Source organism: Micromonospora sp. RTBAU3-60 (assembly GCF_054963695.1).
Genome location: NZ_JBUEGB010000094.1, coordinates 1 through 19,629, shown reverse-complemented (window position 1 = coordinate 19,629; position 19,629 = coordinate 1). Strand labels below are relative to the sequence as shown.

The following is a 19,629-nucleotide window of genomic DNA, read 5'->3' as shown; positions in this document are numbered from 1 at the left end:
GCTCTTACGTTGGTGCTTGGAGGTGTTGCGCGCAGGCGTGGTGACGACAGCGATACCCGCCTCGGCGGCGAGGTGCCGCATCCGGTCGACGATCTGCCCGCGCACCTGCTGCGACAGGCGCGTGTTGAGGATGGCGCCCATGCCCTTGGCTTCCAACGACCGCAGGTCTTCGACGTAGATGACGCTCGCGCGGGAGGCGATCGCTTGGTCCACGGCCCAGCGGGCGGCGGCCCACGCGAGCGCGGCGTTCAGATTCGCGCGGCGTGCGGACACGTGGCGGATCTCGTCACGCAAGACCGCATGCTTACCGACGAGGTGATGCCGCTCGTCACGGCCGGCGAGGCGTTGGTAGTGGTCGGCTTTGGCGTGCAGCCGCTCACCGTGCCGGCGCAGGCGGTGCTGTTTGGCGAGGATGCCGGCGGCCCGGAACTGACCACCGGCCCCCAACGCGGTGATCCGCCCGCCCTCGTGCAGCCGCAGGGCTCCCGCGCTGAGGAGGGTGTTGAGACCCCAGTCCACGCCGACCGCGACCGTGTGCCCGGTGCGCCGGGCCTTCGGCACCGAATGGGTGTACGCGACATCGGCGCGCACCTGCCGGCCGGTCACGCGCAGGGTGGGCAGGTGCAGTATCGCGCCCGTGGGGACCGTTGGCGGCAGGATGATCGGACAGGCCACCCACGTCCAATCCCGATACGCCCGCGGATCCGGGCGGGTGGGCAACTGCAAGCGCAGCAACACCCTCGCAGGGTCGGTGTCGCTGCGTTCGATGGTGGCCTGCTGCCGGTCACACGCGGCCAGCAGCAGCATCCGCGCGACCCTCGGGACGCCTTCCAGTTCGAACACGTCCACCGGCAGCCGGCCGTTGGCGGCAAGGAACCTGGCAGCCTGCCGGGTGCGGGACTTGACGATGCTGGACGGTAGATGCTGCCCGCCCGGAACCGCCTTGCGTACCTGCTCCCACTCCTGCGGGGTGCGTTGACGCGGATCGGCTGGCCACGTCGCCAGCACCCCAGCGGTCAGGTCAGCACGCCATGACGCCGAACGCAGAATGCGCCCCGCCTGCTCCTGCGCCATGCGCACGATCCGGTCATTGACCCTCACACCCTCAGGCGCGGTAACCGTCCAGCCCAGGCGCCGCAGCGCCATCCACGCGTTCGACGGAAGTTTCCGGCCACCCGGGTCCTGTCCGGAGGCCAACACCTCCACATCGCCCGCGTTCCACCGCTCCGCCAACAAGCCGGAGACCATCCCCGCTACCAGATCGGCACACCAGCCGACACGTTGCGCCAGCACCGCCTGCGACAGAACCTCACCGCTCTCCTCGTCCACCCCCGATCGGAGCACGGCCCGGACGCAAACGGTACGGGAAGTCTCGCCGTTGGCCAGCGGCAGCTTCCCGGTCACCGACTCATCGCCTCAGCATCGAACCAGGAGGACCCGCGATCACGACCGGCCCACCTCACCGGAATCTCCCCGAACCAGCCCAGAAGCGAGCCGCCGCCGTCCACACGGCTAACCTAGGATCACCGACGATTCCTAATCAAGTTGGTCAGCCTTCAAATAACACGTCGTAGGGGCGAACCCGACATCGTTGCCGGCCTCGGCCAGGGCGTTCCCGGCCGAGGCCACACGTCATGTGGTGGTGAAGTCGGCCATCATCGCCATGTCTTCGTGTTCGAGGTTGTGGCAGTGCAGCATGAAGGTCCCGGCGTAGTCGGTGAAGCGGACGGCGATCTCGACCGCCTCGGACGGGCGTACGTCGACGGTGTCCTTCCAGCCGGCGTCGTACCGGCCGGGCGCCCGGTTGTTGCGGCTGATCACCTGGAACGGGTCGAGGTGCACGTGCACCGGGTGGTGGAAGTCGCTGATCAGCCGCCAGACTTCGGTGGTGCCGAGGCGCGGTCGGGCCAGGGGGCGGCCGGGTCGGTAGGGCTGGCCGTTGATGGCCCATCCGTGGTCGGGGCGCAGCTGGAAGTGGAATGTCCGGGTCACTGCGGCGCGGGCCGGGTCGAGGGGCTCGATGTGGCTGAGTCGCTCGGGCAGGCCCGGGTCGTCGTGGGTCGCGCCGGTGACGTCGAAGGCCATCACGTGGGCCGTGGGGCCGGCGCCGAGCCGGTTCACCAACCGCACCCGGGTGCCGGGACGGTAGCGGGAGAAGTCGATGACCACGTCGAAGCGTTCGGCGGGTGCGATGTCGATGGCGTGGTGGGTCAACGGGCGGTGCAGCAGACCACCGTCGCCGCCGATCTGCACCAGGCCACCGCCGAGGGCCGGCGGGTCGAGCGCCAACCGGTACCGGCGGGTGTTGGAGGCGTTGAGCAGCCGCAGCCGGTATCGGGCCCGGTCGGTCCGCAGTACCGGCCAGGGCGCGCCGTTGACCAGGATGACGTCGCCGAGCACGCCGTTCATGTACGGTTCGGTGACGCCGGGGCTGCGCAGGCCCGGGTCGATCAGCGGGTAGCGTAGCGAACCGTCCGCGGCGAACGACCGGTCCACGATCATGATCGGGATGTCACGGTCGCCGGCGGGTAAGCGCAGCGCGTCCTCCTCGTCGTCGTGCACGAGGTGGAAGCCGGCCAGCCCACGCCAGACCGCCACGCCGGTGTGCCCGTGCCGATGGTCGTGGTACCAGAGCGTCGCGGCCCGCTGCCGCATCGGGTACGTCGTTCGGCTGGCCAGGCGCTCCACCTTGTCCCCGTCCCGGGAGACAGGACGGTCGGAGACTGCCCGACGAGGAAATCCGCTCACCTTCCTGGTTGCTACGTCTCGCGACCTGAAGGAGGGGGAATCCTTGGGCCATTCCTAGATTGCTTCCTCAACGCTGGCCGAGGTGGCGCCCCGCACAGCCGTCGGCCTTGATGCCAACAAGATCGCAGAACGCCGCGTCAGCTTCCCGATCCGATCGGGATTGCTGGATCACGGCTGCCGCCGCACGCATCCCCGCGCCAAAGCATGTCGGGTTCTGCTGCACGACCTCGGCGAGAATCCTGCGCTGCGCCTCATCGAGGGCTTCATCCCGCGCGTTCCCGTTGAGCCCGGACCCGCGCTGCAGCCTTTGCACTTGCTTTCGGAGCTGACCGGCGCGGCTCTCGAATTCCTGCTCGGCCTGGTCACACACCGCAGGCTGCTTGTTGGTGTCACGATGGCTGACCGCGCCAATGGCATATCCGCCTCCCGCAAGTGCAACCGCCCCTGCGCTCATCAGCGCGATCATCGCTCGTCTCATGGCGCGGGATCTTATCGGCCAAGGTCTGCAGCCGTCATGGGCCATCCATGGGCCAGTAGTCGGGGTGCGCAGCGGTCACGAGGGAGCATGAGCCGCGGCCGCCTGGGCTGTCGGCGGCAGGCGTTGCGGGCATCACGGCCGGTTGAGCGCGCTCTTCCAAACTGAGGCTCGCAGGGACAGCGGTGTTGGGAAGCGGTGCCTATCCTCTCGGCCATGGGAGCTATCAAGCCGTGGCAGCTGTTGGTCCTGACGCTCTGCTGCCTCGCGCCGATTGCTGCGGCGATCGTTGGCGGGGTCTGGGCGGTCCGCCGATCTCGTAGCCGTGGCTGAGCCAGGTCCATCAACAGCAGTCGAAGCTGCCGGGCCATCTACGGGCCACAAGCGGGTGTCACTAGGGCCAAGTCAGGCCGTCTAGGATCGGACCGACCAGCGGCTACCCGGCACGACGATCCGATCTTGTGTGATTCCCAAGCTGACGCTTCGGGCTGCCGCGACAGCGCGACGTCCGCATCCAGTGTCCGCAAGAGGTCGACGTGGACCGGCAAGCTGCTCTGCCAGTCCAGACAGACCCGTACGACATAAGGTCCCGGGGCTACGTCGAAGCTCTGAGCGGCTCCGCGCCCCAAGCGTTCGACAATTTGCCCGTCGAGCTCGATCTTCAAACGCAAAACCACGTCCAAACTCGACGAGCCGTGATGACTGGCATGGGTTGCGTCGTACCCCTTGTGGGTCTGTACAACCAAGCCGAGCGCCCCCAACTTCCGAGGACGCCGGGGAGCGAAATGATCAGTTCACCGCAGTAGCCGACACCGGCCGACAACCACTTGCTGGTCAGGGCTTCAGGTATTGCTGGCGGGGAAACAGGCTGGCGAGTCGTGGCAGGCGTCCTTGGATCTCGGCGAGGCTGTCGCTGTCCCACCGTTGATCGATCGGTTCTGGGTCGGTGTACGCGCGGTGGCCGCGGGCGTCCCGCGCTTCATCGAGGCTGTCTTCACGCCCGGAGATGCGGTCGTAGGCGCGTCCTGCCACGTAGCCGAGTCCCTCCCATTGCGGCCATTCCGTGTCGGCCCACTCGCTTGGCCGGCGGCCGGCGAGAGCACGAACGGCGGGCAGGTCGGCGAGGTTGTCGGGGTCTTGGACGGCGTGATGCCACCAGCGCTGCCCCTGGCCAATGAGCCACGGTTGGAAGTACCAGAACGCGTCGCCGCTACAAAGGCCATCCATGATCTGGTTGGCTGCACCCCACATGGCGTGGGTATCGATGGGACGGCGCGCGGCCTCCAGGTGGACCTGAAAGTCCAGGATGTGAGCAAGCGAGATGCGGCTGAGCCGGTACGCCAAGCAGTCCAACCGCTGCGACGGATCGGTTGTCTCCTCGGCTGATCGCTGCAGAAGCTTCCAGAAGTCGTCCATGTCCACGTCGAGGACCGTAACGCTCGCACCGACGCACATTCGCGCTGGTTGCCTACGACTCATGAGTTGGGTGTACGGCCATCCTTACAGCCAAGGCCCCCGGCAGGTCCGGACCACGCCCGGCATCGACAGACAGCCTGGCCAGGCGGCCGCCTGGCCTGCCGTTCGTGATCTTCTATTCGCCAGGCCGCAGGTTCGAATCCTGCCGCGCGCACCGTAGCAAGCAACGGAGTAATCGCGCAGTTGCTGCGCGAAGGCCACGGCGCGAGATGATATCTGTAGGCGAAGCCGATGGCCGACCGTCGAGGAGCGCAGCGCGTGCCATTTGCTCGGGGCATGCTCGCCATGGTCGAACTGTCGGACGACCTATTGCGCCTAGAGCCCGGTAAGATCGTCTACCTGTCGCCGCTGCGGTCAGGCCCGGCGGATCAAGGCGGCCCGCAAAAGCGGGTGACGCCGGCCCGGCCCCGGCCTGCTGGCGACCTCCGGCCGGCATCCGCCGGGCCGGCCGGCCTCGTTGGCGGACGAAGATGTGGCGATCCTGATTGCCTGGCTGAGTCGCGGCTCCGGGTCGTTGACGAAAATCGGCAAGCGCCGCGTAGGTGATCTTGGTCTGGTGTCGTGTTAAATGCGGGCCATGTCGCTGACCATCGGGCCCGCCTTCACGATCCCCGGCTATACCACGATGGCCCCGCCTGATTACGACATTGAGTGCGAGGCAATCGTGTACCGGGCAGATGGTGTGGTGGGATACCCCGCCTTCTGGTTGCACTACCTGTCGGGACCGCTGGGCGCCCACCGGGAGTCGGAGGCCGCCTTCGAGGTGCAGGCCGCTGATTTCAACGCGATGTGTGCCGTCCTCAACGACCCAGAGCGCTGGCCGGTCGTCTCGGTACGGCTCAACGGAGAAGTGTGGCTACGGATCGTGTACCGCAACGTCGAGGAGGATGAGGGGCTCGACTTCGTGGAGGAGCGGCCAGGCCGGCCAGCCGAGGTTGTCACCTCGGTCGAGGGCCACGAGTTCACCTCCGCGATGACCTGGGCGGAACTCCTCGCCGCGGCGGCGGTGCCGGACGAGCAGCTGACCTGGGCGCAGCGGCTCATCTTGATGCTGCCCATGCTGGGTCCGCAGGAACTGTCCGAGGACGCCGAGGAGGTTATGCACAGGGCGCTGGACGGGATCGGTGCAACGAACCGGTCGGCCCTGGCAGCGGCCCTGCTCGACGCCATGGACTGGCGCACTCACTAGCTGGAACCTGAAGGATCGCCAGGCTTCGCCCCGAACCCCCCCCTCGACGCGGGGCGTCGCCACGGAACCTGACCCAACACGATCGGACGCTCGCTACTGCAGTCCTACGACCTGCTGAAGCCACGCTCTGTCGGCTGCGTTCAACGTGTCGTCGTCGAGCAGCGTGCGCAGCAGGGACACATGTTCAGAGAACACGACCCTGCACTGCTCGCGTTCCGGATGATCGTTGTCGTTGCCGAGCAGCAGCACTGCGCGCTCATCATCCGCGTCGACCGGCTTTGACAGTTCAGCGGTGACGACCACGAGGTCGAGCAGGGCGGACCGCACCGGAATATCCGGGTCGGCCGCCAGGCGAAGCAGGAACGGCAACGCTGCCGGCATTGCCGCGCTTAGCTGGAAGACGCCGCCCATCAGGACGTTGGTGAGCACGCGCGCAGCTTCAGGAGCGGCAGCCTGATCGAGCAGGCCATAGAACAGAAGCGGAATGCCAGCGGGACAACCCGGAATCGCGGACCACGCGACTTCGGCACAACCCCGCAGCGCGGGATGCCCCTTACCGGCCCGGCCTGCTTGCGGATACTCCTCAAGGAAGCGGGCAACAGCGGCCTCGTTGGCCGCAGCACTCATCACGCACATTCGTCTGCGCCCCCCATGCCACACGACGCCAGTTCCCAAGAGCGTCCCTGGGTGGCACTGTCCTCGGACCGAACCGTGCACGCAAGCGCCGAGAGTCATGGCTTCGTCGAGGTCCACCCACCCCAGCCACCCCACCCGCCCACCACACCGCCTGAAGGAGTTGACCCGTGACGGGTATGGGCTTCCTGCGGACTGAGCGAGACGATCAACCAGCTCGGCTGGTTGACAAGCGTCCCACCCACCCCACCGCAGGCGGCACCGACCACGATGCCCCGCTCGTCTACACCGTCAATCTCACCACCCACGACTACCTGAGCTGCTGATCGCCGGACTCGACCATTCGACGTCGCGGGCGCTGCCTCACATCCTCGCCGACCGCGTCGACCACCGCCCCGAACGCTTCACCCACGGCCAGCACATCGGCGACGTGATCCGCGGCTACGCCGTCGACTTCGAGGCCAGCCTCACCCAGCAGCTGCTTTGAAGTTCGCCATCTGGTGGTCCCGATGGCCAACACGCAGACCGGTCCCGTGTTTCCTGCAGTGCGCTCACCAGCGACCCCACCGGAGCCGGCTGATTCCGAGCACCCCCACCCGGGCCACTCCGATCCCCACGAGCACCATCATGAGCAGCAGCAGCTTCTCTGCCAACTCGCCGTCCTCGGGCGTCCAGGCGCTGGCCATGCTGATGAAGCCCCACAGGAGCACGGCGGTGAGCGGGGCCAGGATGCTGAATTCCACCTTGCGGGCAGGACGGGGCGCCGGTCCTCGTCGCTCCGGTTGCGGGATCTGGTCCGGGCGTCGCTGCGGCATCGACACGTTCAGGCTGTCCGGCACGCCCTGGTCGAGTGAGGCCAGCGCAGCGTCGTCGACCCGGTAGAGAGTGGGTTCGACAGCCACACTGATGCCGTCCTTGCCGATGAAGATGCTGCCGCCGTCCGGCCAACGCAGCCGGACCGCGCACTCGGCGAAACGCACCGTCGCGGCCTCTCCCGCTCTGTTGATGACCGAGACCCCGTCCCTGCCACTGACAAGGGCGCAGCCATCGTCGCTGCGCGACGAGTACCCCTGTCCGGTGACCACCGAATCGGATGTGGTCGGAGCGGGCGCGAACCCGATGGTGTCGGCCGATACGCCGTTCGGCACCTGCAGCAACGCGTTGGCGTAGGCCTCGCCAGCGACAGCCATTACGTCACCCAGGCTGACCGACCGCAGCCGTTCGGCCAGTTCGGCTACGGTGAACAGCCGCTGGCCGGTGAGAAGGTCGACAGCTGCGGCGGGAAGCCGAGCGATCTCGTACTCGGGAAGGTCGAAGCTTGCCAGGGCCTGGGTCCGGACAGCTTCGAGTTCCTCCTCGGTGACACCAGACTTGGCGAGCTGCTTGAAGGTGTCAACGAAGCCATTGAGGGCGGCTGCCTGCTTCTCAGGCAGCGCATCGACGTACGCGGTGATGGTCGCCATGTCGTCGCCACGGGGCGAATAGTCGGTGGCTGCCGTGTAGCTGACACCGCTCTCCAGCCGCAACTCCCGGTATAGGGCGCGCTCCAGCAGGGCGGCGAACATCGGTCCGGCGGCGCCGCGAGGCACCACCGTGTCCATAACGACGCCGTTGCCAGCGGCGTAGTAGTAGGCGGGAGTGTTCTTGAGCGCGGAGCTGGGCGGCGGGAGTGGACGCCGCGCCCCAGCCGGAAGGCTCAGCAGCAGGTCCGCTGGCACCTCTTCGCCGGCCAGCCAGAGCACCGCGTTTTCGCGCGTGAAGTGATCGGCGACCCAGCCCCGCAGATCATCGGCGGTGACCCGATGCAGGCCGAACTCGGCGTAGCTGACCTGGCCATATCCCTGGGCGCCGTAGCGCCACAGCGGCAGGTCACCGTTCACGCCGTTGCTGCGACCAGCTGCCTCGGTCAGCAGAATCTCCTTCTCCACCTCCAACCGTTCCAAGGGCAGGTCGGCAAACGACGCGCAGAGCCGGTGGAAAAAGGCGACCACCTCCGCTGCAGTGCCCGCGGTGTAGAAGTGGCTGACAGTGGCGCCGACACTGGCGTTGGCGTGGTGGTCCATGAGCCCGTGCCGGTGTAGCGCCAGATGCTCCACCAGGTGCGTGATCCCCGCCAGCGGTAGCGGCTCATCGACCCGGCCGACCCGGAACATCAGACCGGCCCGCACCGGTCCAGCGGCCTCAACAAACAGTGCCGGTACACCGTCGATCTCCCACTGGATCATCACGCGCCGCCGGCCCAACGAAGCTTCCACCGAACGAACCTGAGCTGACCAGGGCTGTCCCAGGGGTAGATGGTGATGCGGTTGCCCAGCACCGCGAGCCGCGCTGCGGCGCCGCGCAGATCACCAGCCAGCCAGAGTGCATACGAAAAGCTGCACTCCGCCTGGGCCCAGCCATGCACGGGACGGAAATCCGGGTGCCCGACGGACCTGGCGACAGCGTCCCGGATCTCATCGAGCACCGCCGGCTGGCGCATGTACCCGACGCCGAGCTCGAATGCATGCTCCAGGTGTGCCTCCGCTACCGCCGTCGCGTTGAGCGATCCCGGCGGCGAAGTGTCGGCACAGCGCCGCGCGAAGCTGAGCATCTGCTCAAACGAACCGCCCCACTTCGGGCACAGCTGCTGAACATGCGTCAGCTGAGCGTAGAACGGGTGCGACCGCGCCTTGGCAGCCCGCTCATACCGCCGGTTCGCTTCGGCTTGGCCCATCTCCAAGCCACGCGCCGTGCGCAACCGCGCGGTCCACGCCGCGATGTTCCCCGGTTCCTCCGCAGTCACCTCGCCGAGCACCCGCTCAGCTTCACGGAGGATCTCGTGGAACGACGCGAACTGGCGACGACTGGTGTACTTGGCGCGCGCCGCTCCGCGCGCCTGCCACGCCAACCACACCAACCGGGCACCGAGCAACGTGCCGGCCAGGGTAGATCCGGCGGGTCCGCCTGCGGCCACCCGCAGAAACTTCTCCACGCCCCTCATATCCGCGACCATGGCGGTCGCGACTGTCGGATCATCGTGCTCTGGCAAGTGGTCGAAGAAGGCGACCACGGCCGGCCAGTCCTCGCCGCGTAGCGCCCGCCGCAATGGTGCGAGATCGGGATAGTGATCAACGAGGTCGTAGCTCGGCAACCCGAGAAGCGAAGAAAACCGGGGGAGGGGCATGGCGGAGAGCATAGGAGCTCGACTGCGGGCGGGCTGTACCAGCTGACCTGAAGACAGGATCGAACCGGATCCGTGATCCAAATGCGCACATCCGGCCAGGGCCGGTCCTGTCGATCATGAGCTCTGCAGTTCGTCCGGGGCAGCGCGACACGCAGCCGGATGCCATAGTGCCGCCATGAAGGCAGACCTGCACAGCTACTTGAAGGGCGGCCGTGACGCGCTGCTGTGGAAGCTCGACGGGCTTGGCGAATATGATATTCGGCGTCCGTTGACCCGGACCGCAACCAACTTGCTCGGTCTGGTGAAGCACTCGGCGGCCATGGAGAGCCTCTACTTCGGCGTCGTGTTCGGCCGGCCGTTCGAGCAGGAGTTGCCGTACGTCGGCGACGGAGCGGAGATCAATGCCGACATGTGGGCGACCGCGGATGAGACCCGCGAGGAGATCGTCGCACTGTATCGTCGCGCGATCGCCCACGCCGACGCCACCATTGAAGCCCTTGCGCTGGATGAGGTCGGCCGCGTGCCGTGGTGGGGGGATGCAGCGGTCACGTTGCACCACGTCGTGGTCCACGTCATCGCGGAAACACAACGGCATGCTGGCCACGCTGACATCGTGCGTGAACTCATCGACGGCGCGGCCGGGCTGCTGCCCAGGAACGACAACCTGCCCCCCGCCGAGGAGTCATGGTGGCTGGACTACCGCCAGCGAGTGGAGCAGGCCGCCCTCGACGCCAGCAAACGCAGCAACTAGCGCAGCGCACCCCCCGGGTCGGGCGCAGCTGCACCGCGTCGACCCATACATGGGCCTGACCGAAGCGGATTTCTCAGCGCTCCGTCGGTGGCTCGGGCAGGGCGAGGGCTCTGTTTGATCACCTGCACGTCATGGCAGACGGCGCGCGTCAATGCTTCGATGGCTGGGTGATGTCTCGGCCTGGGTGTATCGGGGCGCGGTGCTCGGGAAGGTGGGCCGGAACTGTGGCACGGTATAGGCCCGGGACAGTGTTACCACCAGGAAGTGCAGGAGGCCGGTGGGCATGTCCTGCGAGGCCCGGTCTGGGTGCGTGATCCGCACTCTCCACAGGTCGTTGAACCCTGGCGGTTCTAGCACCAAGGCCACGACTGCCCCGTCGGCCGTCGTGGCCACCGGCAACGTCGGTGCCGTCATGTATCACAGCAGTCCCACCAGCGGGCCTGGGACCGGCTCGGACAACATCGCCGGCGGGATGAGCGTCAGGTAGTCGTCGAACGTGCCCGGACCGTAGTGCTCCATCAGCCAGCGATAGTCGTCGGGAAGATCGGCTCCGACCTTCTCCGACACCGCGGCCCAGTCGACCGGCTCCCTGTGCTGCCCGGGCCCGATAAGTTGGGCAAGTCGGCCTGGCAGGGCTGACAGCACCTCACACCGCCTCACACGACCTCACAACCGCAGCTCGGCACCATCGAGGGGAGGCCTGGCAAGACGGCCGCGTTTGACATCAGCGGCGTTTCGTCTGACCCGCCCGGTAGCCTCCCGGTCCAGTCCGATGTGGTCGCAGAACGGGGGCGCGCGATGGTTGACGTTTCTGACGTGGTTCTGGCGGAATGCGCGGCCACCGTTGCGGCTGGTGCGCCGCTGCTCATGGGCCGGATTCCGTCCGGGCCCGCAGCGCGGTGGGGAAGGTTAGGCACGCCAGACGAGGCGGCCTCGGGCCCAGGCAGCGCTTCGGCCCGGCTCCGCCGGGCCCTTCGGGCGCCGCGTGCCGGATCTGGGCCGGGGGAGCCGGCCGCGTTGGCCGCCCTGCGCGGACTGGGACCATTGCCGGCCGAGCGGTTGCTCGGTGCCCTGGAGGTGACCATCGCCGGCATGGAGCTGCCCGCCGCGCCGGGCCTCTCGGCGCACCTGCCCGCACCACTCGCCGAAGGTCATTTCGCGATTGCCTCCGCCGGGCAAGACAGCGAAGCGGTGACCGCTGCAGTGCTTCTGGAACGACTGCGCCCCGGGGTCGCTGATCTGGTGGTGTCGCTGGCCCGGCGGCTCGCGGCGCACCCGGCGGTCATGCCGCTGCTAGTGATGGACCCCGATGGAGGCGACGAAGCCACCATCGCGGCACAGCACGGGGCGGCGTACCTCGCCCTCACCGCGGCCACCGCCTGCGCCGTCATCGACCAGGCGCACGTTCCGCCGCTGGTCGACCGCGCCGCCGCCGTCGTCGGCGTGGGGATCGGCGCCGCTGCCGTCCTGCTGCGGGAGACGCCGATGCCGCCGGCGTACGCGCCAGCGCTGCTGGCCAAGGTTCGAGCGGAGTATCTCCTGCCTTGTCAGGCGTTCGGCTCGGTACGGGTGTCGAAAGGCCGGTTCGCGTTGATCGAGGGGCGGGTTCCCGGCACCATCGACTTCGCCGCCAACGGGCTGGTCGCCGTGGTCGACGGCGGCGCCGTGATCCGCACCGGGGTCGCCGAGGGCAGCCTTCACGTCCAGTTGACCGTGCTACCGCAGGCGCCGCCCGAGGTGGAGTCCGGCTGGGAGGAGGTCGTCGAGGTGAGCTGGCGGGCCGCCGAGGGCCGCGCCTCAGTCGTCGGCCCGGACGACGACAAAGCTTCACCGCTACGCGGCCAGACGCCGCCCTGGCCAGGTGACTACCGGCTGCGCGTGCACGCCCGGGGCCGCGACGAAGCCGACAGCGAGTTCGAAAGATACAAGCTGGTGGTGTGGGCGGCGCCGCCCACGCCGCAGGTCGTGCACCGGCGCACCGACCGGCTGGGCCACCGCCTGCGCGGCGAGCCCGAGCCGGTACGGCCCCCGCGCCCGGAGCACGCTTACCGCTGGATACGCCGCAGCCCGCTATCGGTGGCGGCGACCGTCACCATGGCAACCGGCACCACGGTCGAGGAGGTACTGCGCGCCTTCGGCGCCGACCCGGACCGGCCCGCCGCAATCTCCGACATCGAAAAGGACCTGAACCTCCGCGGCGGCGTAGAGCCCTGGGTCGCTGTGCTCGACACCGCCGAGGCAGTCTTGGCTGTCGAGTACAACGGCTTCCAGGGTTCACTCGAGCCGGTCCTGCGGGCGGCATCGGCGCGAGGACGAGCGGCGAGCATGTTCTGGAACGTCAACGCCGATACCCGGCTGTCCTTCGCCGAACGAGGGCAGTTGCTCGCGTCATTCGAGCCGTGGCGCGACATCGACACCGCCCCGATCGTCGCCGCCGCGCTTACCGGGCTCGACTTCGCCGACTTCTGCGACCGCGCAGAAAAGGGCCTCATCGCGGTGGAAAGGTTCACCGGACGCGGCATCACCGCGGCGGATCTCACCCACATCCGCGAAGCCGGGACCGGCTACCGCATCGCCCGTGGTTAGGCGACGCAGCCCCTGCGGCGGCTGCCACCCAGACATCGAAGACGCCCGGCGGACCCCGATCGGCGACAGACGAGAAAAGATGCGGACCGAAGGTGGTTGAACCTCGGTGGGACATGGCACGCCAACAATGCCACGCACCTTCGAGTCGGCCGTGCGTCCCCGGCCTTCGGCTCTCAGCACCGCAAAGACCCGACTCTGCCACCGGTCCGGACGCAGTGGTGGCGCCACCTCGCCGACCAAGCAGCCCGGTTACTCGACGGCGCCGCGCCTTGTCGCCGGCGACACTGGAAGCGGAAGCGGGAAAGGTAGTCATCACCGTGCGTCACCACCGGCGATGAGCGCCGCCCTCCAGGAGTGGCAGATCCGGATGGCCGCAGCGGACGCGACCTGCGGCATGGGCGGGCGCTCTCGGAAGTGCTGCAAGTGACGGGTCACGTCCAACGACGCGACGTCACGGATGCCGGACGGCTATGACCCGAACTTCTTCCATTGCCCTTCGGAGACCACCTCGACGGAGCCGTCGACGACCTTGATGGCCGTCTGTTCGTCGATGGCGTAGGCCGGGACACCGATTTCGGCGGCCCACCGCTCTGCGTCGGCCAGGGTGTTTGTTGGAAAAAAGTCCAGGTGCGGGAAGATCGAGAAGTCGACGACTCCCAGGGTGCGGTCGTCCGGCGCGGACGGCCATTCGACGAAGTACGTTCCGATCCGGGGCGTCATCACCATGCTTCCGGCACTCACTCCCACCCAGACGATCTCGGGCAGCGATGGCAGCAGATCGGCCAGCCCGGACTCCCGCATCCAGTGGCACAGGTACGTCGCGTCGCCGCCGTCGACCAGGAGCACGTCGGCCTCCCGGACCCAGGGGACCCATCGCTCCGCACCGATGGTGGGCAGTGCGGTGAGCTCGAGGACACCGAGCGACGCCCAACCCAGGCCGGACAGGTACTGAAACGTGGGCTCGGCGGCTACGAAGCCCCGCACCGATTTCGGACCGCACATCGGGTGGCCCCACTGCGCTGTCGGGACGCAGAGGGCGTGGCACTCGGCGATCGGCTTGCCGAGGAGCTGCACGAGCGCCGAGTGGATGCTTGGGTTCGTGACGCCGCCTGACGTAAGCAAGAGCTTCAAGGTGTCTCCCAATTCGCGCGCGAGAGGTGGATGTGCCTGAAGAACCCGGACCGTGCTGGAACTCAGCGGAGGTCGGGCAACCTCTTCAGAGGTCCTTCAGGTCGCCGGGTGCGATTGCCCACTATCCTCCACCCGGTCCTACCCCGCACAACACGTGCACCCGACCGACGTACGCGAACAGACGCGGGATCCCGAGTCGGTCCGGATGGCGGCCTTTACCGCCAAGGATCCCGATGATCGCTAGTCCCTGGAGAATATGCCGATCTCGACATGCTTTTGGCCTCTGTCACGGCGGACGACGCCGACGAATGCGGGTTGGCCGACATCACGTCCCACGCACTCGTGGTGCGCCGAGGGAATCACGTTGTCGCGGCGGCTGGCTACCGACGCTGGCCCGGGCTGGTGGCGTGTACGTACTTACCAAGCCGAATCAACGTGGGCGCGGGCTGGCGCGTGCCTTTGCCTCCGCAGCAGTCGCGGACGGTTTGGCGAACCATCTGCTGCCGCAGTGGCGGGCTCGACCGAACCCGTCGCGCCGAGTGGCGCGGGCGCTGGGATTCCGTCAGCTTGGCGCTCAGCTGAGCATCCGGATCGGGACCTGAGCCCAAACGCCACTTCGCCGGCTGCGCGGACGGCCGTGCCGAACGCGACGCGAGTCGCGCGATCAGCGGCATAGAGAGTGCACTGTGCCGGCCCCATCAAATCAGCGGAGCGAAGCACCCGGATGCCGGGCGACGCCGCGCGAGCGAGGAGGACTCAGCGGGCGGGCACCGGCTCGGACGACGGCCGCCACTCCCGCCTGATCAGCCCGTACACCCACGAGTCCGAGACCTCGCCGTTCACGACGCAGTCCTCCCGCAACGTCCCTTCACGCACGAACCCGAGCTTCTCCAGTACGCGGGCAGATGCCGCGTTGCGCGTATCGGTCTCGGCCTGGACGCGATTCAGGTCCAGCGTGTCGAATGCCCACCGCAGCAAAGCGCGCGCGGCCTCCGTCGCGTAGCCGTGGCCCCACGCTGCATCGTCGAAGCAGTAGCCCAGCGACGCGCTGCGGTAGTCCGGATTCCACCGGGTCAGACTGCACCAGCCGATGAACGCCCCGTCGGAAACACGGTCCACGGCCAGCCGCGTCCCGGTGCCTTCCTCTGCCATCTGCCGGCAAGCCGTTATGAACCGCTCGGCGCGCACACGTTCGGTCCAGGGCGGCGCGTCCCAGTAGCGCAGCACGTAGGCGCTGCTGTGCAGCGCGAAGAGGGCGTTCGCATCCGCGTCGTTGAAGGGACGCAGTCGCAGGCGAGCGGTGTGCAGCGTGGGGGTGGGCAGCGACATGAGTGCCATGTTGCCTCTCTCAATGGGCGGACAGAAAGACGTGCCGCCCATCGGCTTAATCGGACGGCACCGCAACACACGCAGATCGCACACGGCAGTCGTGGCGGGCGGGCTCGTGCGGCCTCACATCCGGATTTTCAGCACGTCGACCTCGCAGCCTGGCGCGGCCGGGTTGATGCCGTGTTCTACCAGCCAGCGGATCGCCAGCAGGCTTCGCTGACGCTTGCGGTGCTTGTGGACCGCCGTCGACGGCAGTTGACGGGCACAGCGCACCGCTGACGGTCTGGCTGATAACCTGCGGGCCGCCGCGTGATCAACAACGCCGCAGCTGGGGCGGCGGGGCCCGGCCAGGGAACGACTACAGACTCAAGCGTGACCAACTCGCATCCCCAAGCCGGCTCTTCGGAGAAGTCACTTCCTGACCCGGCAGGACACAGCTTGGAACCCCGCTCCCGTGGTGTCGTGACCCAGAGGGGAGGCGCGCTTGGGGTCGCATACAAGGTGGGCGATGGCGCGCACCGGTCGTGAGCCACGACAGCTGCGCCTTCGCAGCGATCGGTGACAACGGCATGTCCAGCCGCGCCCCCGTCACCGCTCGTGGCCGTCGGGCTCGTGCAGTCTCACATCTGCGATCTCAGTACGTCGAACTCGCAGCCTGGCAAGGACGGGTCGAAGCCGTGTTCGATCAGCCAGCGGGACGCCAGCAGGCTGCGCAGCGACCACCAGGCGCGGATCACGTCCCGGTCGACGTCGGTGCCGTAACCGGCGAGGAGATCGCCGAGACGTTCCTCGTGCCCGAGGGTCAGGGTGGCCAGGTCGAACAGCGGATCGCCGGGCGCCGCCTCGGACCAGTCGATCACGCCGGTGACCTCGTCGCCGTCGGTGAAGATGTGGGTGATCTGCAGGTCGCCGTGCATGAACACCGGCGTCCACGGCCGAATCGCGGCCTCGGCTATCTCGCGGTTGCGGTCGACCAGGTCGGCCGGCAGGACGCCGCTGTCGACGAGCCAGGCGCATTCGCGCTCGAGCTCCGCGTCCAGCCCGACGAGCTTCTTGCCGGCCCACGGCGGCGGTGGCGCGTCGTGCAGCTCCCGGATCGCAGCGCCCGCCGCGGCCCACGCCGCCGGTGACGCGGGCGACGGCTCGCCGAGACGGCCGAGTGCCTGGCCGGGGACGGCGGCGATCGCGAGGACGGGCGGCTTGCGCCACAGGACCTCGGGGGTCGGGACGGGCGCCAGCCGCATCGCCTCGACCTCGACATCGATGCGCGTCTGATCGCTGTCGACCTTCAGGAACACGTCGCCGACGCGCAGGGTCGCGCGCTCGTTATGGGCGACGACGACCGCGACCTCTTCCACGCCGGCCATTATCGCGGGCTGATCATCGACGCCGCCACGGGTTTATTGCGTGCGAATCGAAATGCGTGACGGCGCACAGGCAAGCGACCTGGCCGACTCGCGTACATCGGCAAATTCGGATGTCTCCCACGCCCGGTCAGCGGTAAATCCGGGCACTCTGCCCACGGCTATGCGACAGGATCAGAAGAATTCTGCTGACCGTGCGAGCCGCAATGCGAGGCGTGTCTGGGGTTGCCGATTCGAAAGACTCCGCTCCGAGGCATCACCGGCTGCTGGCACGGGGAGGTCGTACCCGATGTCCGGCTGTCCGAGGACGTCGAGCTGGACGCGGTGGGTGGCCTGACTTGGTCTGCCGGCGGATCGATCGTCAGTGACGACGGCAGCAGCCAGCTTGACCAGGTGCACGATCCGGCCGTCCGCGATTCTCGGAGTAGGTGCATCACTGCGTCGTCGGCAGGGTCGGGTGGTCGGTGGGATAGATGCCGATCGCGAACCCGTACATGGTTTCGCCGGACCTCGGCATCCGGTCGAACTCATCAACCAGTTCCGCCATCCGGTCCCAGAACTGAGAGGCCTGATCCTCCGAGATGCGCGCATGCCGGATGAAGCCCCAGAGCTTTCCCTGCTCGAACGCCTTCGCGGACTCGCGTGCAGCCACCTCGAAGTCGTTGAAGTCGCCCGGCATCTGTTCGCCAGCGGGTGATGGCTCCGCTGCCACGTAGAACATCCGCGCGGTGCGCCCGTAGAAGCGCTCCTCGATCGCCCGCACCTTCCGCGTGCGCACCACCTGGAGCAGGCCGTTCCGTGTAAGCACGTCCACGTGGTGCGCGACCGTGCTCTTGGGGCGCTCGACTGCCTCCGCTAACTCGGTCACGGTCGCGGCCCGCTCGTGGAGGAGCTGCAGGATCACCGTGCGGAGCGGGTGGCCGATGGCCTTCACCTGGTCCGGTCTGGTCAGCGCCATCCGATCGACTAGCTCGTAGTCCGGCGGGTTGTCTGCCATGGCATAACAGACTAGCATCGCGGAACGTTCCAGAAATTTCGATCGTTCGCAAGGAGTTCAACGCCGTGACCGACGTGCTGCTTTACCACCACATCCAAGGCCTGACCGACGGGGTCCGGAGCTTCGCCGACAGCCTGCGACAGGCCGGGCACACCGTTCACACCCCGGACCTGTTCGACGGCCGCGCGTTCGGCAGCATCGAGGAGGGGTTCGGATTCGCTCGCGAGTTGGGGCTCGACACGATCCGGGAGCGCGGCATCGCCGCAGCCGACGAACTCGGCCCCGGGCTCGTCTACGCCGGATTCTCCTTCGGCGTGACGATCGCCCAGCGGCTCGCGCAGACACGGCCCGGTGCCCGCGGGGCACTGCTCATGTACTCCTGCCTCCCGGTCGCGGAATTCGGAGAGACGTGGCCCGAGGGCGTGCCGGTGCAGATCCACGGCAAGGAGGGCGACGAGTTCTTCGACGAGGACCTGCCGGCCGCACGCGAGCTCGCCGGCTCCACAGCGAACGCCGAGCTGTTCGTCTATCCCGGCGACCAGCACCTCTTCGCCGACTCCTCGCTCGACGCGTACGACCCGGAGGCGTCCGTGCTGCTCATGGAGCGGGTGCGGGCGTTCCTCGCCTCCGTCTGACCGGCATGGCCTAACTAGTGCCGTGACCACGAATGTCACGGTGTTTGACACGCCGTCTGGCCTGTCGGCCTGGCGGCGGTGCGGGCGCACCTTCGTGATCGCCGGCTCGAACCACCCAACCACCCCGCGCTGACCCGGAAACTGCAGGACTACCTGCGCTGGCGCAACGCCAACGCCCGCCATCCCGAGGTCCTGGCCGCCCAACGCCGCGAACGTGCCCGCGTCCGCAGCGAACGCCAACGACGCTCGGGCCAACCCGACACCCGCGCAGCCTGACCCCAACATCTCAAACGTTCGTTATCGGGGCACTAGGGCGTGTCCTGCCGATCTTGTAGGGGTTGGTCGTTGACGATGTGCCGGTGGTGCGTCGTGGTGAGCTGACCGATGAGGCGTGGGCGGTGATCGCGACGTTGCTTCCCGAGCCGGGCGGTGCGCGGGGGCGGTGGCGGGATCACCGCCAGGTCGTCAATGGGATCCTGTGGAAGCTGCGCACGGGTGCGCCGTGGCGTGACCTGCCGGAACGGTTCGGGCCGTGGAAGACCTGCCACGAACGGCTGCGTCGGTGGACGGCCGACGGGACGTGGGATCGGATCCTCGCAGCGGCGCAGGTGCACGACGACGGGACACCGGTGCAGTGGACGATCAGCATCGACTCGTCGATCGCGCGGGCGCACCAGCATGCCGCTGGCGCCCGCAAAAAGGGGACTCCCCGAAAAGTGCGGCGACGCCTGGTGCGCAAGATGGCGAGGCCATCGGCCGGTCCCGAGGCGGGCTGAGCACGAAGATCCACCTGGCCGTCGACGGACGTGGCCGGCCGTTGTCGATTCTGCTCACCCCAGGTCAGGCCGGCGACAACCCCCAGCTGCTGGCGCTGCTGGACGCGATCTGCGTCAACGAGCCGGGACCGGGCCGCCCCCGCAAACGCCCCGACGTACTGATTGCGGACAAGGGCTACGCCCACGACTCCACCCGCCGCGCTTTGCGGCACCGCGGGATCCGGCACGTCATCCCGGAACGCTCGGACCAGGTCGCCCGCCGAGCCGCCAAGGGCAGCGCCGGCGGGCGGCCACCCGCCTTCGACCGGGCGGTCTACGAGAAGCGCAACGTGGTGGAACGCTGCTTCAACCGCCTCAAGCAGTGGCGAGACCTGGC

Annotated in this window: 20 protein-coding genes and 1 pseudogene; 8 read left to right on the top strand and 13 right to left on the bottom strand. The window is 68.1% G+C overall.

Annotation, left to right across the window (positions count from 1 at the left end; genetic code table 11):
- From ACY34I_RS37310 to ACY34I_RS37295, 4 genes are all read right to left on the bottom strand, one after another.
- Positions 1-1,329: nuclease/transposase family protein (locus ACY34I_RS37310; RefSeq protein ID WP_462759872.1), on the bottom strand; the 1,329-nt coding region annotated here is incomplete at its 3' end.
- Between the two features lie 303 nt (positions 1,330-1,632).
- On the bottom strand, positions 1,633-2,748 hold the full coding sequence (locus tag ACY34I_RS37305) for a multicopper oxidase family protein (protein ID WP_462759871.1): 1,116 nt from the start codon (positions 2,746-2,748) through the stop codon (positions 1,633-1,635).
- A gap of 67 nt (positions 2,749-2,815) precedes the next feature.
- Positions 2,816-3,214 (bottom strand): hypothetical protein, encoded by a 399-nt coding sequence (locus tag ACY34I_RS37300; protein WP_462759870.1) that lies wholly within the window; start codon positions 3,212-3,214, stop codon positions 2,816-2,818.
- An 843-nt stretch (positions 3,215-4,057) separates the two neighbouring features.
- Positions 4,058-4,639: a DUF4240 domain-containing protein gene (locus ACY34I_RS37295; protein WP_462759873.1), complete on the bottom strand. Its 582-nt coding sequence runs from the start codon at positions 4,637-4,639 to the stop codon at positions 4,058-4,060.
- A 637-nt stretch (positions 4,640-5,276) separates the two neighbouring features.
- On the opposite strand from ACY34I_RS37295, the gene ACY34I_RS37290 reads away from it, so the two are divergent.
- Positions 5,277-5,888 (top strand): hypothetical protein, encoded by a 612-nt coding sequence (locus tag ACY34I_RS37290; RefSeq protein ID WP_462759869.1) that lies wholly within the window; start codon positions 5,277-5,279, stop codon positions 5,886-5,888.
- A 93-nt stretch (positions 5,889-5,981) separates the two neighbouring features.
- Here the strand turns inward: ACY34I_RS37290 and ACY34I_RS37285 are convergent, their stop codons facing one another.
- Positions 5,982-6,515 (bottom strand): hypothetical protein, encoded by a 534-nt coding sequence (locus ACY34I_RS37285; RefSeq protein WP_462759868.1) that lies wholly within the window; start codon positions 6,513-6,515, stop codon positions 5,982-5,984.
- Positions 6,516-6,691: 176 nt separating this feature from the next.
- On the opposite strand from ACY34I_RS37285, the gene ACY34I_RS37280 reads away from it, so the two are divergent.
- Positions 6,692-6,847 (top strand): hypothetical protein, encoded by a 156-nt coding sequence (locus ACY34I_RS37280; protein ID WP_462759866.1) that lies wholly within the window; start codon positions 6,692-6,694, stop codon positions 6,845-6,847.
- Between the two features lie 225 nt (positions 6,848-7,072).
- Here the strand turns inward: ACY34I_RS37280 and ACY34I_RS37275 are convergent, their stop codons facing one another.
- Both ACY34I_RS37275 and ACY34I_RS37270 read right to left on the bottom strand, forming a co-directional pair.
- Positions 7,073-8,776, bottom strand: a complete 1,704-nt coding sequence (locus ACY34I_RS37275) for a M16 family metallopeptidase (protein WP_462759864.1) — start codon at positions 8,774-8,776, stop codon at positions 7,073-7,075.
- Positions 8,746-9,684, bottom strand: coding sequence for a hypothetical protein (locus tag ACY34I_RS37270; RefSeq protein WP_462759863.1), 939 nt, complete (start codon positions 9,682-9,684; stop codon positions 8,746-8,748). The genes ACY34I_RS37275 and ACY34I_RS37270 overlap by 31 nt, the downstream gene beginning before the upstream one ends.
- 175 nt (positions 9,685-9,859) lie before the next feature.
- Between ACY34I_RS37270 and ACY34I_RS37265 the strand changes: the two genes are divergently transcribed.
- Entirely contained in the window at positions 9,860-10,435 is a 576-nt protein-coding gene (locus tag ACY34I_RS37265) for a DinB family protein (protein ID WP_462759862.1), read from the top strand.
- A gap of 417 nt (positions 10,436-10,852) precedes the next feature.
- Here the strand turns inward: ACY34I_RS37265 and ACY34I_RS37260 are convergent, their stop codons facing one another.
- Entirely contained in the window at positions 10,853-11,002 is a 150-nt protein-coding gene (locus ACY34I_RS37260) for a hypothetical protein (protein ID WP_462759861.1), read from the bottom strand.
- Between the two features lie 450 nt (positions 11,003-11,452).
- Between ACY34I_RS37260 and ACY34I_RS37255 the strand changes: the two genes are divergently transcribed.
- Positions 11,453-13,021 (top strand): DUF6461 domain-containing protein, encoded by a 1,569-nt coding sequence (locus ACY34I_RS37255; RefSeq protein WP_462759860.1) that lies wholly within the window; start codon positions 11,453-11,455, stop codon positions 13,019-13,021.
- A gap of 468 nt (positions 13,022-13,489) precedes the next feature.
- Here the strand turns inward: ACY34I_RS37255 and ACY34I_RS37250 are convergent, their stop codons facing one another.
- Positions 13,490-14,152 carry a Type 1 glutamine amidotransferase-like domain-containing protein gene (locus ACY34I_RS37250; RefSeq protein ID WP_462759859.1) on the bottom strand — a complete coding sequence of 221 codons (663 nt, stop codon included), beginning with the start codon at positions 14,150-14,152 and terminating at the stop codon, positions 13,490-13,492.
- A 233-nt stretch (positions 14,153-14,385) separates the two neighbouring features.
- Between ACY34I_RS37250 and ACY34I_RS37245 the strand changes: the two genes are divergently transcribed.
- A complete protein-coding gene (locus tag ACY34I_RS37245; RefSeq protein ID WP_462759858.1) occupies positions 14,386-14,754 on the top strand; it encodes a GNAT family N-acetyltransferase in 369 nt (122 codons plus the stop codon).
- Positions 14,755-14,908: 154 nt separating this feature from the next.
- Here the strand turns inward: ACY34I_RS37245 and ACY34I_RS37240 are convergent, their stop codons facing one another.
- From ACY34I_RS37240 to ACY34I_RS37225, 4 genes are all read right to left on the bottom strand, one after another.
- Positions 14,909-15,481 carry a GNAT family N-acetyltransferase gene (locus ACY34I_RS37240; RefSeq protein WP_462759857.1) on the bottom strand — a complete coding sequence of 191 codons (573 nt, stop codon included), beginning with the start codon at positions 15,479-15,481 and terminating at the stop codon, positions 14,909-14,911.
- 123 nt (positions 15,482-15,604) lie between these two features.
- Positions 15,605-15,754, bottom strand: coding sequence for a hypothetical protein (locus ACY34I_RS37235; protein WP_462759855.1), 150 nt, complete (start codon positions 15,752-15,754; stop codon positions 15,605-15,607).
- Positions 15,755-16,101: 347 nt separating this feature from the next.
- Positions 16,102-16,848, bottom strand: a complete 747-nt coding sequence (locus ACY34I_RS37230; protein WP_462759854.1) for a phosphotransferase family protein — start codon at positions 16,846-16,848, stop codon at positions 16,102-16,104.
- A gap of 430 nt (positions 16,849-17,278) precedes the next feature.
- Positions 17,279-17,842 carry an ArsR/SmtB family transcription factor gene (locus ACY34I_RS37225; protein ID WP_462759853.1) on the bottom strand — a complete coding sequence of 188 codons (564 nt, stop codon included), beginning with the start codon at positions 17,840-17,842 and terminating at the stop codon, positions 17,279-17,281.
- 65 nt (positions 17,843-17,907) lie between these two features.
- Here ACY34I_RS37225 and ACY34I_RS37220 point away from each other — a divergent pair, with 65 nt between their 5' ends.
- The 3 genes and pseudogenes from ACY34I_RS37220 to ACY34I_RS37210 form a co-directional block, all read left to right on the top strand.
- The gene (locus tag ACY34I_RS37220) at positions 17,908-18,477 is read left to right on the top strand and encodes a dienelactone hydrolase family protein (protein ID WP_462759852.1); all 570 of its coding nucleotides are present in this window, start codon (positions 17,908-17,910) and stop codon (positions 18,475-18,477) included.
- Between the two features lie 85 nt (positions 18,478-18,562).
- Positions 18,563-18,753 (top strand): annotated as a pseudogene (locus ACY34I_RS37215) (IS630 family transposase); the annotation flags it as partial.
- An 86-nt stretch (positions 18,754-18,839) separates the two neighbouring features.
- A protein-coding gene (locus ACY34I_RS37210; RefSeq protein ID WP_462759851.1) for an IS5 family transposase occupies positions 18,840-19,629 on the top strand; the annotation gives its coding sequence in 2 pieces (ribosomal slippage) (positions 18,840-19,182 and positions 19,182-19,629; 791 coding nt annotated over the 2 pieces). This gene is flagged as partial in the annotation.

Coding starts and splice junctions, on each gene's coding strand:
- ACY34I_RS37300 (WP_462759870.1), bottom strand. CDS start 3,214: ATGATCGCGCTGATGAGCGCAGGGGCGGTTGCACTTGCGGGAGGCGGA.
- ACY34I_RS37295 (WP_462759873.1), bottom strand. CDS start 4,639: ATGGACGACTTCTGGAAGCTTCTGCAGCGATCAGCCGAGGAGACAACC.
- ACY34I_RS37290 (WP_462759869.1), top strand. CDS start 5,277: ATGTCGCTGACCATCGGGCCCGCCTTCACGATCCCCGGCTATACCACG.
- ACY34I_RS37285 (WP_462759868.1), bottom strand. CDS start 6,515: ATGAGTGCTGCGGCCAACGAGGCCGCTGTTGCCCGCTTCCTTGAGGAG.
- ACY34I_RS37270 (WP_462759863.1), bottom strand. CDS start 9,684: ATGCCCCTCCCCCGGTTTTCTTCGCTTCTCGGGTTGCCGAGCTACGAC.
- ACY34I_RS37265 (WP_462759862.1), top strand. CDS start 9,860: ATGAAGGCAGACCTGCACAGCTACTTGAAGGGCGGCCGTGACGCGCTG.
- ACY34I_RS37245 (WP_462759858.1), top strand. CDS start 14,386: ATGATCGCTAGTCCCTGGAGAATATGCCGATCTCGACATGCTTTTGGC.
- ACY34I_RS37240 (WP_462759857.1), bottom strand. CDS start 15,481: ATGTCGCTGCCCACCCCCACGCTGCACACCGCTCGCCTGCGACTGCGT.
- ACY34I_RS37230 (WP_462759854.1), bottom strand. CDS start 16,848: ATGGCCGGCGTGGAAGAGGTCGCGGTCGTCGTCGCCCATAACGAGCGC.
- ACY34I_RS37225 (WP_462759853.1), bottom strand. CDS start 17,842: ATGGCAGACAACCCGCCGGACTACGAGCTAGTCGATCGGATGGCGCTG.